Annotated in this window: 8 protein-coding genes; 3 read left to right on the forward strand and 5 right to left on the reverse strand. The window is 46.6% G+C overall.

What is annotated here, in order from left to right; genetic code table 11:
• Nucleotides 1–39 precede the first annotated feature (39 nt).
• Nucleotides 40–1,473: a 6-phospho-beta-glucosidase gene (gene bglC, locus AC0OMA_RS02000; protein ID WP_181218200.1), complete on the forward strand. Its 1,434-nt coding sequence runs from the start codon at nt 40–42 to the stop codon at nt 1,471–1,473.
• 36 nt (nt 1,474–1,509) lie between these two features.
• Here bglC and nin read toward each other — a convergent pair whose 3' ends face one another.
• The 5 genes from nin to hxlA all read right to left on the reverse strand — a co-directional run bounded on the left by nin (nt 1,510) and on the right by hxlA (nt 5,579).
• Nucleotides 1,510–1,908 (reverse strand): DNA-entry nuclease inhibitor, encoded by a 399-nt coding sequence (gene nin / locus AC0OMA_RS02005; protein ID WP_015252845.1) that lies wholly within the window; start codon nt 1,906–1,908, stop codon nt 1,510–1,512.
• A 26-nt stretch (nt 1,909–1,934) separates the two neighbouring features.
• Nucleotides 1,935–2,384: a DNA-entry nuclease gene (gene nucA / locus AC0OMA_RS02010; protein WP_014475770.1), complete on the reverse strand. Its 450-nt coding sequence runs from the start codon at nt 2,382–2,384 to the stop codon at nt 1,935–1,937.
• Nucleotides 2,385–2,551: 167 nt separating this feature from the next.
• The gene (gene tlpC, locus AC0OMA_RS02015; RefSeq protein ID WP_474221847.1) at nt 2,552–4,273 is read right to left on the reverse strand and encodes a methyl-accepting chemotaxis protein TlpC; all 1,722 of its coding nucleotides are present in this window, start codon (nt 4,271–4,273) and stop codon (nt 2,552–2,554) included.
• Nucleotides 4,274–4,383: 110 nt separating this feature from the next.
• The gene (gene hxlB, locus AC0OMA_RS02020) at nt 4,384–4,941 is read right to left on the reverse strand and encodes a 6-phospho-3-hexuloisomerase (RefSeq protein ID WP_474221848.1); all 558 of its coding nucleotides are present in this window, start codon (nt 4,939–4,941) and stop codon (nt 4,384–4,386) included.
• A 5-nt stretch (nt 4,942–4,946) separates the two neighbouring features.
• Complete coding sequence (gene hxlA / locus AC0OMA_RS02025; protein WP_063336040.1) at nt 4,947–5,579, reverse strand: 3-hexulose-6-phosphate synthase; 633 nt, start codon at nt 5,577–5,579, stop codon at nt 4,947–4,949.
• Between the two features lie 231 nt (nt 5,580–5,810).
• Here hxlA and hxlR point away from each other — a divergent pair, with 231 nt between their 5' ends.
• A complete protein-coding gene (gene hxlR / locus AC0OMA_RS02030; protein ID WP_015482783.1) occupies nt 5,811–6,173 on the forward strand; it encodes a transcriptional activator HxlR in 363 nt (120 codons plus the stop codon).
• 575 nt (nt 6,174–6,748) lie between these two features.
• On the forward strand, nt 6,749–17,512 hold the full coding sequence (gene srfAA / locus AC0OMA_RS02035) for a surfactin non-ribosomal peptide synthetase SrfAA (RefSeq protein ID WP_474221849.1): 10,764 nt from the start codon (nt 6,749–6,751) through the stop codon (nt 17,510–17,512).
• The last annotated feature ends 6 nt before the right edge of the window (nt 17,513–17,518 follow it).

The raw sequence follows: 17,518 nt of genomic DNA on the forward strand, positions 1-17,518 counted from the left end.
ATGATAGGTTTATCAAATAATTCAGGAGTGATAAACACTATGATTCACCAGCATCCAGAATCTTTTCCGAAACATTTTTTGTGGGGCTCTGCTTCTGCAGCGTACCAGATTGAAGGCGCTTGGAATGAAGATGGCAAGGGCCCCTCTGTTTGGGATGTGTTTACGAAAATACCGGGCAAAACGTTTAAAGGAACCAATGGCGACATTGCGGTTGACCATTATCACCGATTTAAAGAAGATGTCGCTCTGATGGCTGAGATGGGGTTAAAAGCATATCGATTTTCCGTCAGCTGGCCACGGGTTTTTCCAAAAGGAAAAGGAGAGATCAATGAAGCAGGTCTAGCGTTTTACGATAGTCTGATTGATGAATTGCTTTCTCATCACATCGAGCCGGTTCTGACTTTATATCACTGGGATTTGCCTCAAGCGCTTATGGACGAATACGGCGGGTTTGAATCCAGAAACATCATAGAGGATTTTAATCACTACTGTATTACTCTTTATAAACGTTTTGGAGACAGGGTGAAATATTGGGTTACGTTAAACGAACAGAACTACAATTTTAATCACGGATTTATTACAGCCATGCATCCGCCTGGAGTGAAAGACAGAAAACGATTTTACGAAGCAAACCATATTGCGTTTCTGGCTAATGCAAAAGCCATCGAATCATTTAGAGAATATGTGCCTGAAGGCAAAATAGGTCCTAGCTTTGCTTATTCTCCGGCTTACCCTTTATCAAGCCATCCAGAGGATATACTGGCATTTGAAAACGCCGAAGAATTTACGAACAATTGGTGGCTTGACATGTATTGCTGGGGAACCTACCCGCAAATTCCATTCCGCTACTTGGAAAAACAGGGATGGGCGCCAACAATCGAAGCAGGAGATATGGAGCTGCTTGCCAAAGGGAAGCCTGATTTTGTAGGTGTCAATTATTATCAGACAATCACCTATGAACGAAATCCGCTTGATGGTGTGTCTGAAGGGAAAATGAATACGACAGGCCAAAAGGGAACCAATCAGGAGACGGGGATACCCGGAGTGTTCAAAACGAAAAAAAATCCGCATCTGACAACGAGCAACTGGGATTGGACAATTGACCCAATTGGGCTGCGTATCGGTCTTCGCCGAATTACAAGCCGCTATCAGCTTCCAGTGTTTATAACAGAGAACGGTTTGGGTGAATTTGATAAAGTTGAGAACGGTACTGTACAGGATGATTATCGAATTGATTATTTACGTTCGCATCTTGAGCAATGCAGACAAGCCATCAGTGACGGTGTCGATTTAATCGGCTATTGCAGCTGGTCGTTTACTGACCTGTTAAGCTGGCTGAACGGCTACCAAAAAAGATACGGATTTGTATATGTCAATCGTGATGAAGAAAGCACATGCGATTTAAAACGCTTGAAGAAAAAAAGCTTTTATTGGTATCAAGGTGTCATCAAGACGAACGGAGAAAGTTTATAAAGAGTCCCTGAGAGTTATTCTCTCAGGGGTTTTTCATTACACAGAAACAGCATCAATAATATAAGTGTCGGCGTGCAAATCTGACATTTCAGCCGGCACAGTCCAGCATGTCAATTGATAGTCTCCTTTAGGGAGATCAAAGGACAGTCTTTTAGACATAATGCTTTCAATATGAATTCCGTTTTCTGTGACATGAAAAGGAACAGTCACTTTTGTTTCGTAGGAGTTTACTGTTTCTGAACTGTTCAGGCGCAAAAGAATAAAGGCCTTTGTATTTCGCTGTGCCTCAAAGGAAATGGCTCCGTCTGCCGCAGCATATCCTTTTTCAATCGCTTCGTCAGTCCAATCCATTACAGGAGGTGTAGAATCCTTTTGAAATACAGTAAATTGATGATATGAAATCGAAAGTTCTTGCGGCTTCCATGATTTGATCAATGTGCTGTTCCTCCTCTATGTACTGTTTACTGAATTGTGAATAAAACCTTTGTGCCGTCTGGGTAATCGGTAAGTTGATGCCCGACCCAAGAGCCTGCTCCGCGGTTGTCAGCGGGAGAAATGTATTCTACAGAAGCTCCCTCACCGCCTTCTTTGCACATGGCCATTGGCCATTCATCTCTGTCATACCCCTTTTTGGAAGGTACGTCCTTTAATGATTGCTCGCGGCGTTCTTCAGCTCCGTCTCTGTCAATAGTGCACACCTCTGAGTGCCCCTCATTTATCGCATCCTTAATATGCTTGGCGGTTTCTGGATACCGGTCAGATGGGAAGGCGATTGTTTCATCATATTCTTTCGTTTGAGACGTTTTTTGATCAGCTGAGAAAAAGTCTCCTTTTATCAGGCCGACAGCTGCAGCTGCTATGATGACGATGACGAGAAGTATCGTTTTTATGATGTCCGTCGTGATGTTCACCTCCCGCTTTTAAAACTGACACAAGAGTAATCCAGAAAGCATTTGGTGTAAAGGTTTAAATTTTATGTTTTACGCTCAGTTTATTGCAGAAATCGTAATTTTAGCAGGTCGAAATATTTGTTTTCAGCAAAATACGATTGCCAATTTACAATAATGATAGTAAGTCATCAGCCGTTTTCGGCTTGATTAATCATTTTAAATTGGCTTATGATACCGGTAAGCTCCTCAGCTAATTGAGAAAGCGTTTCAGAAGCTGCGGTAATCTCCTCCATTGCAGCAAATTGCTCCTCTGTTAATGCAGCCGCTTGCCGGGTATTTTTAGTAGATTCTTTAATGTCGGCCGTATTGGCTGCAAAGGAATCATTTATTTGATGTGCACTGGCTGAAATGTTTGTTACAGATGCTGATAAATCACTGATCTCGGCGCTGATTTCACCTGTTGCAGCTGCAATTTCCTTAAATGCATCTCTGGTGCGCTGGATCATGGTGACTCCTTCTGCAGCTTCTGTTTTCACATGCTCAACAGATCTTGCAGACCGGTTCATATCCTTTTGTATTTCTATGATCAGTTTTGAAATCTGTCCCGCAGACTGTTGAGACTCTTCTGCTAATTTCCGTACTTCATCAGCAACAACAGCAAAGCCTTTTCCTTGTTCACCGGCTCTGGCAGCTTCAATCGCTGCATTCAGCGCAAGCAGGTTTGTCTGATCGGCAATTTGGGTGATGACCGATAAAATTTGCTCAATTTGTTTAGAGCGGCCGTCTAACTGGTGTATGATTTCTCCGCTTTTCTGAATTGACTGGTGAATCGCATCCATTTGCGCCTGTACATTTGCAATTTCCTTTTGTCCAATGTCTGCTTTTGATTGAGCGAGCTGCCCTTTGTCAGCGATAGCGGCAGTATTTGCAGAAATATCCCGGATGTCTGCTGAAGCTTGTTTTAATGAGCTTTCACTGTTTTCAATTCGGGCGATCTGATCTTGGGCTCCATTTGCAATCTGCTGTACAGCTTCTGTGATCTTTTCTGAAGCTTGATTTGTTTCCTCTGCTCCGGCTGAGAGCTGCTGAGAGGCTGACGCAAGCTGAAGGGCTGATTGTTGTACGGTTTGTATGGTATCGTTCAGCTTCATTCTCATCTTATTATAATAGTTGCTTAGTTCTGATAGCTCGTCACCGGTTTTGTCTGACACCTCTATTGTCATATCTCCGTTTCCGGCACTTTCAAAGGCGCTTTTTAAAGAGTTCAGCCGCTTGTTGATTTTTCTGGTGAAAACCAAGACAAGGATGACTGATACCATAATGACGATAACAAGAACGATAGCGAATTGAGTGAAAAGTGATTGTGTAAGTGATGCTAAAATACTTTGATTAGCTCCGGCATACAGCATGCCGATGATGTTCCCATTTTGATCTTTTAAAGGCATGTATGCAGTCTGATAAGAAGAACCTGCTACATCTGCTTGTCCGTAAAAACGCTTTCCTTTCTTTAAAACAGCGGCAATAACTTCAGAAGAAGCCTGGGTGCCGACAGCTCTTTCGCCATTCTTCATGACATTGGTTGCAACACGAGTATCGCCTTGGAAAATGGTAATTGTATCACCTGTTTTTTCACCAAGCAGATCAACAATATCTTCATTTCCATTGATTTGTGTTTGCCCTTTATAGAGCTTATTGTTTTTCACCTGCCAGTCGCCTGACACGACATCATCAATATAAGTGCTGCTTAAAGCGAGATCACCTTTCGCTTTTTCAGTTGCCATTTGTTTCATGCTTTCTGTAATTTCCTTAAGCATCACAGTGCCAACTGATGCCGAAAACAAAAGAATAACCACGAAAACAAGGCAAAGAATTTTAGTTCCTAGCTTCATCTTAAGTCGTTTTATCAACATAATTCCTCCTTTTATGATTTGTAGGTCATATTACTTATCGGGTTTTTAGGTTTAAAGTTTTATTTTAGAAAAAATAAAACCGGCCTGATCTTCAGGCCGGTTGTGTGATGCTATTCAAGGTTTGCGTGGTGAGTGAACATAGTTTCAGAATCGAGTCCTTTTTTCTCCATGAGTTTTAAAATCACTGCATCATAGAAGAGCAGCAAAGTTTGTTCAAATAATGATCCCATTGGCTGAATGGTTTTATAGCTTCCGTTTGACTGGTCTTTAGGAGAACCAGGCATTCTGATGATGAGGTCCGCTTGTTTTCCGATGCTTGATTCCGGATTGATGGTTAAAGCGGCAACAATTCCGTGTAAGCTTTTTGCTTTTGCTGCGGTATGAATCAAGCTTTTTGTCTCGCCTGATCCTGAGCCGATAATAACTAGATCTCCTTCGCGGAGCGGCGGAGTGAGAATCTCACCGACAATATGGGCGTTGAAGTCCATGTGCATCAATCTCATTGCGAAGGATTTTGCCATCAGGCCAGAACGACCTGCGCCCGCAGTGAAAATTTGATTGGACGAAAGAATGTGATCGGCAAGCTGGTCAGCTTCTTTATTAGAAATATAAGCCGCTGAACGGTGTAACTCATTGAGAATTTCCGTTACGTATTCAGTCGTTTTCATCTGATTTATCCTTGGGCAATAAGCTGCTTCATTTTTGAAGCTGTTTCTGCCTTATCAGCTGCGCTTGTAATTCCGCCCCCAACAATGACAAGGTCAGGCTTTTGCTGGATCACTTCTGGCAATGTATCAAGTTTGATGCCGCCCGCGATTGCGGTTTTTGCGTTTTTTACGGTATTTTTGATTGTCGTTAATTCTTCGAAAGAGTTTTTACCCTCTGCTTGAAGATCATAGCCAGTGTGGACGCAGATGTAGTCAACACCGAGTGCGTCAATTTCTTTCGCACGGGATTCGATATCTTTCACGTTAATCATGTCCACTAAGATTTTCTTCTTTTGTTTTTTGGCTTCTTCTACTGCGCCTTTAATCGTTGCATCGTCTGTAGCACCTAAAACGGTGATGATGTCAGCGCCTGCTTCCGACGCTTTCATAATTTCGTAGCCTCCGGCATCCATGATTTTCAGGTCTGCAAGAACCTTCAATTGAGGAAATGCTTCTTTTATTTCTTTAACGGCTCTTAGGCCTTCATTAATGACGACCGGTGTTCCGATTTCAACTACGTCGATGTATTGTTCTACCTCTTTGACTAGCTCAATGGCTTCTGGGATGTTGACGAGGTCTAATGCAAGCTGTAATTCCATTGTTGATCCACTCCCTTTTTCGAATTATTGTCCATTCTATAGGTTCCCTCTTTTGTTGAGAAGTAGGCACTTTAAAGTCAACAAGTTACTTGGAGGATACTGTGAGGAGAGGCAATCAGATTTCTTTCGCTTAATTTTATGAGTGAGTATAATGAAAAAAGAGTCTGCAAAAAAGTAAGTAAGTGATGATACGTATCTAACATACAAAAAGGTTACTAAGGGGGGATTCTATTGAGCCGGATGGACGACAAAAGGTTTAATTGTGAGAAGGAATTAACGCTTGCAGTGATTGGCGGTAAATGGAAAATGCTCATTTTGTGGCATTTAGGAAAAGAAGGCACAAAACGGTTCAATGAATTAAAAACATTGATTCCTGATATTACGCAGAAGATCCTCGTGAATCAGCTGAGAGAGCTTGAGCAGGATATGATTGTTCACAGGGAAGTGTATCCGGTTGTCCCGCCGAAGGTTGAATATTCTCTGACCCCGCACGGAGAAAGCCTCATGCCTATTCTTGAAGCCATGTATGAGTGGGGGAAAGGCTATATGGAATTGATTGATATCGACAAAAATATCATGAAAGAATCGTTGTAAGACGCTCTTCGCAAGGGTGTCTTTTTTTTGCCTTTTTTTCGGTTTTTGCGCGGTACACATAGTCATGTAAAGATTGTAAATTGCAGTCAGCAATAAAAAAAGATTAAACGCAGGAGTTTGGTTTAAAAATTTTTATTTTTCTGTAAATAATGTTTAGTGGAAATGATTGCGGCATCCCGCAAAAATATCCCTGTAAATAATCTGGAATCTTTCGGCATCCCGCATGAAACTTTTCACCCATTTTTCGGTGATAAAAACATTTTTTTCATTTAAAGTGAACGGTAGTAAGATAAAAAATATTGAAAACAATGAATAAATAGCCAAAATTGTTTCCTATTAGGATAGGGGATCTTGCGGTCTTTATCCGCTTATGTTAAACGCCGCAATGCTGACTGACGGCTGCCCGTTTTAATAGCGGCAATCTGTTTTTTTGTTTGGAAGCATTGCTTTTTAAGTGTAGTACTTTGGGCTATTTCGGCTGTTAGTTCATAAGCATTAAAAGCTGATATGGATAAGAAAGAGAAAATGCGTTGCACATGTTCACTGCTTATAAAGATTAGGGGAGGTATGACAATATGGAAATAACTTTTTACCCTTTAACGGATGCACAAAAACGAATTTGGTACACAGAAAAATTTTATCCTCACACGAGCATTTCAAATCTTGCGGGGATTGGTAAGCTGGTTTCAGCTGATGCGATTGATTATGTGCTTGTTGAGCAGGCGATTCAAGAGTTTATTCGCAGAAATGACGCCATGCGCCTTCGGTTGCGGCTAGATGAAAACGGGGAGCCTGTTCAATATATTAGCGAGTATCGGCCTGTTGATATAAAACATACTGACACTACTGAAGATCCGAATGCGATAGAGTTTATTTCACAATGGAGCCGGGAGGAAACGAAGAAACCGTTGCCGTTGTACGATTGTGATTTGTTCCGTTTTTCCTTGTTCACCATAAAGGAAAATGAAGTGTGGTTTTACGCAAATGTTCATCACGTGATTTCTGATGGTATCTCCATGAATATTCTCGGAAATGCGATCATGCACATTTATTTAGAATTAGCCAGCGGCTCAGAGACAAAAGAAGGAATCTCGCATTCATTTATCGATCATGTTTTATCTGAACAGGACTATGCTCAATCGAAGCGGTTTGAAAAGGACAAGGCGTTTTGGAACAAACAATTTGAATCGGTGCCTGAACTTGTTTCCTTGAAACGGAATGCTTCCGCAGGAGGAAGTTTAGATGCTGAGAGGTTCTCTAAAGATGTGCCTGAAGCGCTTCATCAGCAGATTCTGTCGTTTTGTGAGGCGAATAAAGTCAGTGTTCTTTCGGTATTTCAATCGTTGCTCGCCGCCTATTTATACAGGGTCAGCGGCCAGAATGATGTTGTGACGGGAACCTTTATGGGCAACCGGACAAATGCGAAAGAGAAGCAGATGCTTGGCATGTTTGTTTCTACGGTTCCGCTTCGGACAAACATTGACGGCGGGCAGGCGTTTTTAGAATTTGTCAAAGACCGGATGAAGGATCTCATGAAGACGCTTCGCCACCAAAAGTACCCGTATAATCTCCTGATCAACGATTTGCGTGAAACAAAGAGCTCTCTGACCAAGCTGTTTACTGTTTCTCTTGAATATCAGGTGATGCAGTGGCAAAAAGAAGAGGACCTTGCCTTTTTGACTGAGCCGATTTTCAGCGGCAGCGGATTAAATGATGTCTCGATCCATGTAAAGGATCGATGGGATACTGGGAAACTCACCATAGATTTTGATTACCGCACTGATTTATTTTCACGTGAAGAAATCAACATGATTTGTGAGCGCATGATTACAATGCTGGAGGACGCGTTAACGCATCCAGAACATACAATTGATGAATTAACGATGATTTCTGATGCGGAGAAAGAGAAGCTGCTTGCGAGGGCCGGCGGTAAATCTGTGAGCTACCGTAAGGACATGACGATCCCGGAACTGTTCCAAGAAAAGGCTGAGCAGCTTTCAGATTATCCAGCGGTTGTATTTGAAGATCGCACATTGTCCTATCGAACGTTACATGAACAATCTGCACGCATCGCCAATGTGCTGAAACAGAAGGGGGTTGGCCCGGACAGTCCTGTCGCGGTTTTGATTGAACGTTCTGAACGGATGATTACAGCTATCATGGGGATTTTACAAGCCGGCGGAGCCTATGTGCCGATTGATCCGGGTTTTCCTGCTGAGCGCATTCAATATATTTTGGAGGACTGCGGGGCGGACTTCATCCTGACTGAATCGAAGGTTGCGGCGCCTGAAGCCGATGCTGAGCTGATTGACTTAGATCAAGCGATTGCGGAAGGTGCAGAAGAAAGCCTGAATGCAGATGTGAACGCACGGAACCTTGCCTACATTATTTACACATCGGGAACAACCGGACGCCCGAAAGGCGTTATGATCGAGCATCGCCAGGTTCATCATTTGGTTGAATCTCTGCAGCAGACGATTTATCAAAGCGGCAGCCAAACCCTGCGGATGGCATTGCTTGCGCCGTTCCACTTCGATGCGTCAGTGAAGCAGATCTTCGCGTCGCTTCTTTTGGGACAAACCCTTTTTATCGTACCGAAGAAAACAGTGACGAACGGGGCCGCCCTTGCTGCATATTATCGGAAGAACAGCATTGAGGCGACGGACGGAACACCGGCTCATTTGCAAATGCTGGCAGCAGCAGGCGATTTTGAAGGCCTAAAACTGAAACATATGCTGATCGGAGGAGAAGGCCTGTCATCTGTTGTTGCGGACAAGTTGCTGAAGCTGTTTAAAGAAGCCGGCACAGCGCCGCTTTTGACCAATGTGTACGGGCCGACGGAAACGTGCGTTGACGCGTCTGTTCATCCGGTTATCCCGGAGAGTGCAGTTCAATCAGCGTATGTGCCGATCGGGAAAGCGCTGGGGAATAACCGCTTATATATTTTGGATCAAAAAGGCCGGCTGCAGCCTGAAGGTGTGGCTGGCGAGCTTTATATCGCGGGAGACGGTGTGGGCCGAGGCTATTTGCATTTGCCTGAATTAACGGAAGAGAAGTTTTTACAAGATCCATTCGTGCCGGGCGATCGCATGTACCGGACCGGAGACGTGGTGCGCTGGCTTCCAGATGGAACAATCGAATATTTAGGCAGAGAGGATGACCAGGTCAAAGTCCGCGGATACCGGATTGAGCTTGGGGAAATTGAAGCCGTGATTCAGCAGGCGCCAGACGTTGCAAAAGCCGTTGTTTTGGCACGCCCTGACGAACAGGGAAATCTTGAGGTTTGCGCATATGTTGTGCAGAAGCCTGGAAGCGAATTTGCGCCAGCCGGCTTGAGGGAGCATGCGGCCAGACAGCTTCCTGACTATATGGTGCCGGCTTACTTTACAGAAGTGACAGAAATTCCGCTTACGCCAAGCGGCAAAGTCGACCGCCGCAAGCTGTTTGCACTAGAGGTGAAGGCTGTCAGCGGCACTGCCTATACAGCGCCGCGAAATGAGACTGAAAAAGCAATCGCAGCCATTTGGCAGGACGTGCTGAACGTTGAGAAGGCGGGGATCTTTGACAATTTCTTTGAAACCGGCGGGCATTCATTGAAAGCCATGACCCTTTTAACAAAGATTCATAAGCAAACAGGCGTCGAGATTCCGCTTCAATATTTGTTTGAGCATCCGACGATTGCGGCTCTTGCAGAGGAAGCTGATCACAGAGAAAGCCGGGCATTTTCGGTGATTGAACCTGCTGAAAAACAGGAACATTATCCGCTTTCTCTGGCACAGCAGCGAACATATATCGTCAGCCAGTTCGAGGATGCGGGAGTCGGCTACAACATGCCGGCAGCAGCAATTCTAGAAGGGCCTTTAGATATTCAAAAGCTGGAGCGCGCATTTCAGGGGTTAATCCGACGCCACGAGTCGTTGAGAACATCATTTGTTCTTGAAAACAGCACGCCGAGACAGAAAATTCACGATAGCGTTGATTTCAACATCGAAATGATTGAAAGAGGCGGCCGCTCAGATGAGGCAATTATGGCTTCATTCGTTCGGAAATTTGATTTGGCGAAAGCGCCGCTGTTCAGAATCGGTTTGCTGGAGCTTGAAGAGAACCGTCATATGCTGCTGTTTGACATGCACCATTTGATTTCTGACGGTGTATCCATTGGCATTATGCTGGAGGAGTTAGCACGCATTTATAAAGGCGAACAGCTTCCTGAGCTTCGTCTTCAGTATAAGGACTACGCTGTATGGCAAAGCAGACAGGCTGCTGAAGGATACAAGAAGGACCAGGCTTATTGGAAGGAAGTCTTTGCAGGCGAGCTCCCGGTGCTTCAGCTTCTGTCCGATTACCCAAGACCGCCTGTTCAGAGCTTTGAAGGGGATCGGGTGTCAATCAAGCTGGATGCGGGGATAAAGGATCGCCTCAATCGTTTGGCTGAACAAAACGGCGCCACTTTGTATATGGTGATGCTGTCCGCTTACTATACGCTTTTGTCAAAGTATGCGGGACAGGATGACATCATTGTCGGGACGCCGTCAGCCGGCAGAAATCACTCCGATACAGAGGGCATTATCGGGATGTTCGTCAATACGCTTGCGATTCGCAGTGAGGTGAAGCAGGATGAGACGTTTACCCAATTGATCTCGCGTGTTCGTAAACAGGTGCTGGATGCCTTTTCTCATCAGGACTATCCGTTTGAGTGGCTTGTTGAAGACTTGAATATCCCGCGTGATGTAAGCAGGCATCCGCTGTTTGACACGATGTTCAGCCTTCAAAACGCGACAGAGGGCATTCCGGCTGTCGGCGATCTGTCCTTGTCTGTTCATGAGACCAATTTTAAGATTGCCAAATTTGATTTGACGGTGCAGGCGAGAGAAACCGATGAAGGCATTGAGCTTGATTTGGACTACAGCACGAAGCTGTTTAAACAAAGCACGGCAGACAGGCTGCTTACGCATTTTGCGCGTTTGCTTGAAGATGCTGCGGCTGATCCGGAGAAGCGGATTTCCGAGTATAAGCTTCTTTCTGAAGAGGAGGCTGCTTCGCAAATTCAGCAGTTTAACCCGGGCAGAACACCTTATCCGAAAGACAAAACAATTGTTCAGCTGTTTGAGGAGCAAGCGGCGAAAACGCCAGACCAGCCGGCACTTCAATATGAAGGTGAAACACTCACTTATCGTGAGCTGAATGAACGGGCCAATCGTTTAGCCCGCGGCATTCTTTCTCTTGGAGCTGGCGAAGGCAGAACTGCGGCTGTCTTATGCGAGCGGTCAATGGATATGATTGTGTCGATCTTGGCAGTATTAAAATCAGGTTCGGCTTATGTTCCGATTGATCCGGAACATCCGATTCAGCGGATGCAGCATTTCTTTCGTGACAGCGGAGCAAAGGTGCTTCTCACTCAGAGGAAATTAAAGGCTTTGGCGGAAGAAGCGGAATTTAAGGGCGTTATCGTGCTAGCCGATGAGGAAGAAAGCTATCATGCCGATGCGCGCAATCTCGCACTGCCTCTTGATTCTGAAGCAATGGCAAACCTGACGTATACCTCTGGAACGACTGGAACACCTAAGGGGAATATCGTGACACATGCCAATATTCTCCGCACAGTGAAGGAAACGAATTATCTCAGCATTACAGAACAGGATACGATTCTCGGTCTTTCCAATTACGTGTTTGACGCGTTTATGTTCGATATGTTCGGCTCTTTGTTAAACGGAGCCAAGCTGGTGCTGATACCGAAGGAAACCGTTTTGGACATGGCTCGCCTGTCCCGCGTCATTGAACGGGAGAACATCAGCATTCTCATGATTACAACCGCTTTGTTCCACTTGCTTGTGGACTTGAATCCGGCGTGCTTGTCAACGCTTCGCAAGATTATGTTTGGCGGGGAACGGGCTTCGGTTGAGCATGTCAGAAAAGCTTTGCAAACGGTTGGAAAGGGCAAGCTCCTTCACATGTATGGACCGTCTGAAAGCACGGTTTTCGCGACGTATCATCCGGTTGATGAATTGGAGGAGCACACGCTGTCTGTTCCGATTGGAAAACCGGTCAGCAATACGGAAGTATACATTCTTGACCGTACGGGACACGTGCAGCCTGCCGGGATTGCCGGAGAGCTTTGCGTCAGCGGCGAAGGACTCGTGAAAGGCTATTACAACCGTCCAGAACTGACTGAGGAGAAATTTGTTCCCCATCCGTTTACATCCGGCGAACGCATGTATAAAACGGGAGACCTTGCGAGATGGCTGCCGAATGGCGACATCGAATTTATCGGGCGAATCGACCATCAGGTGAAGATTCGCGGACAGCGCATCGAGCTTGGAGAAATCGAACATCAGCTGCAAACCCATGATCGTGTTCAGGAAAGTGTTGTGCTTGCCGTTGATCAAGGAGCGGGAGATAAACTGCTTTGCGCTTACTATGTCGGAGAGGGAGACATCTCATCACAAGAGATGAGAGAGCATGCTGCGAAGGACTTGCCGGCATATATGGTTCCTGCGGTGTTTATCCAAATGGACGAGCTGCCGCTGACAGGGAACGGAAAAATTGACCGAAGAGCGCTGCCGATTCCTGATGCCAACGTTTCAAGAGGTGTTTCATATGTGGCGCCACGCAATGAAACGGAACAAAAAGTCGCAGACATTTGGGCGCAGGTGCTTCAGGCTGAACAAGTCGGCGTTTATGACCACTTCTTTGACGTTGGCGGACATTCATTAGCAGGCATGAAGATGCTTGCCTTGGTTCATCAGGAACTGGGCGTTGAGCTGTCACTCAAGGATCTCTTCCAGTCACCGACGGTTGAGGGCTTGGCACAGGTGATTGCCTCTGCTGAAAAAGGGACAGCCGCCAGTATCAGCCCAGCAGAGAAACAAGATACGTATCCTGTTTCTTCACCGCAAAAACGGATGTACGTGCTTCAGCAGCTTGAGGATGCGCAAACGAGCTATAACATGCCTGCGGTTCTGCGCCTTACAGGTGAGCTTGATATTGAAAGGCTTAACAGCGTCATGCAGCAGTTAATGCAGCGTCATGAAGCCTTGAGAACCACGTTTGAAATAAAAGATGGAGAAACGGTGCAGCGGATCTGGGAAGAGGCTGAGTGTGAGATAGCCTATTTCGAAGCCCCGGAAGAAGAGACAGAGCGGATCGTTTCTGAGTTTATTAAGCCTTTCAAAATCGACCAACTTCCACTGTTCAGAATAGGACTGATCAAGCATTCAGACACTGAGCATGTGCTGCTGTTCGATATGCATCACATTATTTCTGACGGTGCGTCTGTCGGTGTGCTGATTGAGGAGCTTTCAAAGCTGTACGACGGAGAAATCCTTGAGCCGCTCCGTATTCAATATAAGGATTATGCCGTGTGGCAGCAGCAGTTCATTCAGTCTGAGCTTTACAAGAAGCAAGAGGAGCATTGGCTGAAGGAGCTGGACGGAGAGCTGCCGGTGTTGACGCTTCCGACTGATTACAGTCGGCCTGCCGTTCAAACATTTGAGGGAGACCGCATTGCATTTTCATTAGAAGCAGGCAAAGCTGATGCTCTGCGCAGGCTTGCAAAAGAAACGGATTCCACGCTTTACATGGTGCTTCTGGCTTCATACAGTGCGTTTTTATCAAAACTTAGCGGGCAAAACGATATCATCGTCGGTTCACCTGTGGCCGGACGATCTCAAGCGGACGTCAGCCGTGTCATCGGAATGTTCGTCAATACACTGGCGCTCCGCACGTATCCGAAGGGTGAAAAGACGTTTGCTGACTATCTTAACGAAGTGAAAGAAACGGCACTAAGCGCTTTTGATGCGCAGGATTATCCGCTTGAGGACTTGATCGGAAATGTTCAGGTTCAGCGTGACACAAGCAGAAATCCGTTATTTGATGCAGTTTTTTCAATGCAAAATGCGAACATAAAGGATTTAACAATGAAAGGGATTCAGCTTGAGCCTCATCCATTTGAACGGAAAACAGCCAAGTTTGACCTCACGCTGACGGCTGACGAAACCGACGGAGGGCTTACATTCGTACTCGAATACAATACAGCTCTGTTTAAGCAGGAAACGATTGAACGATGGAAGCAATATTGGATGCAGCTTTTGGATGCTGTTACTGGGAACCCGAACCAGCCGCTTTCCAGCCTGTCATTTGTCACTGAAACAGAAAAACAAGCGCTTCTTGAGGCATGGAAGGGTAAAGCGCTGCCTGTGCCGACAGACAAAACGGTTCATCAGCTATTCGAAGAGACTGTCCAGCGCCACAAAGACCGTCCGGCTGTCACATACAACGGCCAGTCTTGGACGTACGGCGAGCTGAATGCGAAGGCAAATCGTCTTGCGCGGATTCTGATGGACTGCGGCATCAGCCCGGATGACCGCGTCGGCGTTCTCACGAAGCCGTCGCTTGAAATGTCCGCCGCGGTGCTCGGCGTCTTGAAAGCGGGAGCGGCGTTTGTGCCGATTGATCCTGACTACCCGGATCAGCGGATTGAGTATATTTTACAGGACAGCGGCGCGAAGCTTCTCTTGAAACAGGAAGGCATTTCAGTGCCGGACAGCTATACGGGAGATGTCATTCTTCTCGACGGAAGCCGCACGATTCTAAGCCTGCCGCTTGATGAAAACGACGAGGAAAATCCAGAGACGGCTGTAACCGCGGAGAACTTGGCGTACATGATTTACACGTCTGGAACGACCGGACAGCCGAAGGGTGTCATGGTCGAGCACCACGCGCTTGTGAACCTGTGCTTCTGGCACCACGACGCGTTCGGCATGACAGCGGAGGACCGCAGTGCGAAGTACGCGGGCTTTGGATTTGACGCTTCCATTTGGGAGATGTTCCCGACCTGGACGATCGGTGCTGAGCTTCACGTCATTGATGAAGCGATCCGCCTCGATATCGTCCGCCTGAACGATTATTTTGAAACGAACGGCATAACGATCACGTTCCTGCCGACACAGCTTGCGGAACAGTTCATGGAGCTTGAGAACACATCGCTACGCGTATTGCTCACAGGCGGAGACAAGCTGAAGCGCGCAGTGAAAAAGCCGTACACACTCGTCAACAACTACGGGCCGACAGAGAATACGGTCGTTGCCACAAGCACAGAAATCCATCCGGAGGAAGGCTCACTTTCCATCGGACGGGCCATTGCCAATACGAGAGTATACATTCTCGGCGAGGGCAATCAGGTGCAGCCGGAAGGCGTAGCCGGAGAGCTTTGCGTGGCGGGGCGCGGACTGGCACGCGGCTATCTGAATCGAGAAGACGAAACCGCGAAGCGGTTTGTCGCTGATCCGTTTGTGCCGGGTGAGCGCATGTACCGTACCGGCGATTTAGTGAAGTGGACAGGCGGCGGCATTGAGTACATCGGCCGGATCGACCAGCAGGTCAAGGTCCGCGGCTACCGGATCGAGCTCTCGGAAATTGAAGTCCAGCTCGCCCAGCTTTCTGAGGTGCAGGATGCGGCGGTGACAGCTGTCAAAGATAAAGGCGGCAACACAGCGATCGCGGCGTATGTCACACCGGAAACAGCTGACATAGAAGCACTGAAATCAGCACTGAAGGAAACCCTGCCGGATTACATGATCCCGGCGTTCTGGGTGACGCTGAACGAGCTTCCGGTTACGGCAAACGGCAAAGTGGACCGCAAAGCCTTGCCTGAGCCGGACATCGAAGCGGGAAGCGGAGAATACAAAGCGCCGACGACCGACATGGAAGAGCTGCTTGCCGGCATCTGGCAGGACGTGCTTGGAATGTCTGAAGTCGGTGTCACCGACAATTTCTTCTCGCTTGGCGGAGATTCCATCAAAGGAATTCAAATGGCGAGCCGCTTGAACCAGCACGGCTGGAAGCTGGAAATGAAAGATCTCTTCCAGCATCCGACGATCGAAGAGCTTACCCAATATGTAGAGCGTGCCGAAGGCAAACAGGCAGACCAAGGCCCGGTGGAGGGCGAAGTCATCCTGACGCCGATCCAGCGCTGGTTCTTTGAAAAGAACTTCACGAACAAGCACCACTGGAACCAATCGGTGATGCTTCACGTCAAGAAGGGCTTTGATCCTGAACGGGTGGAGAAAACATTGCAGGCGCTGATCGAGCATCATGACGCGCTCCGTATGATCTACCGTGAGGGACAGGAAGACGTCATTCAATACAACAGAGATCTTGAAGCTGCTTCAGCTCAATTGGAGGTCATCCAGATTGAGGGCCAAGCTGCAGATTACGAAGACCGTATAGAGAGAGAAGCGGAGCGTTTGCAAAGCAGCATCGACTTGCAGGAAGGCGGCTTGTTAAAAGCAGGCTTGTTCCAAGCGGAAGACGGAGACCACTTGCTTCTTGCCATTCATCACTTAGTGGTTGACGGCGTGTCGTGGCGGATTCTACTGGAGGATTTCGCCGCAGTATATACACAGCTTGAGCAAGGCAATGAACCGGTTCTCCCGCAGAAAACACATTCATTTGCAGAGTATGCAGAGAGATTGCAAGACTACGCGAACTCCAAAGCCTTTTTGAAAGAAAAAGAGTATTGGAGACAGCTTGAAGAACAAGCAGTCGCAGCAAAGCTTCCGAAAGACCGCGAATCTGGTGATCAGCGAATGAAACATACAAAGACAATTGAATTCTCGCTGACTGCTGAAGAGACAGAACAGCTCACCACAAAGGTGCATGAGGCATATCACACAGAAATGAATGATATTTTGCTGACGGCATTCGGATTGGCAATGAAGGAGTGGACGGGTCAAGATCGAGTAAGTGTTCATTTAGAGGGGCATGGACGTGAAGAAATCATAGAAGACCTGACCATTTCCCGCACAGTCGGCTGGTTTACAAGTATGTACCCAATGGTGCTCGATATGAAGCATGCGGATGATCTGGGCTACCAGCTGAAGCAAATGAAAGAAGATATCAGACATGTGCCGAATAAGGGAGTCGGATACGGCATTCTGCGCTATCTGACGGCACCGGAACATAAAGAAGATGTGGCGTTCTCGATTCAGCCGGATGTCAGCTTCAACTATTTAGGTCAGTTTGACGAAATGTCGGATGCAGGTTTGTTTACGAGATCAGAGCTGCCATCAGGACAGTCATTAAGCCCTGAAACAGAAAAACCGAATGCGCTGGATGTTGTCGGATATATCGAAAACGGAAAACTGACGATGTCACTGGCCTATCATTCTCTTGAATTTCATGAAAAAACAGTACAAACATTCAGTGACAGCTTTAAAGCGCATCTTCTCAGAATCATTGAACATTGCCTATCTCAAGACGGTACGGAACTGACCCCGAGTGATCTTGGTGACGACGATTTAACGCTGGATGAGCTGGATAAATTAATGGAAATTTTCTAATAGAGG

It is taken from the genome of Bacillus sp. AMCV2 (assembly GCF_056033925.1).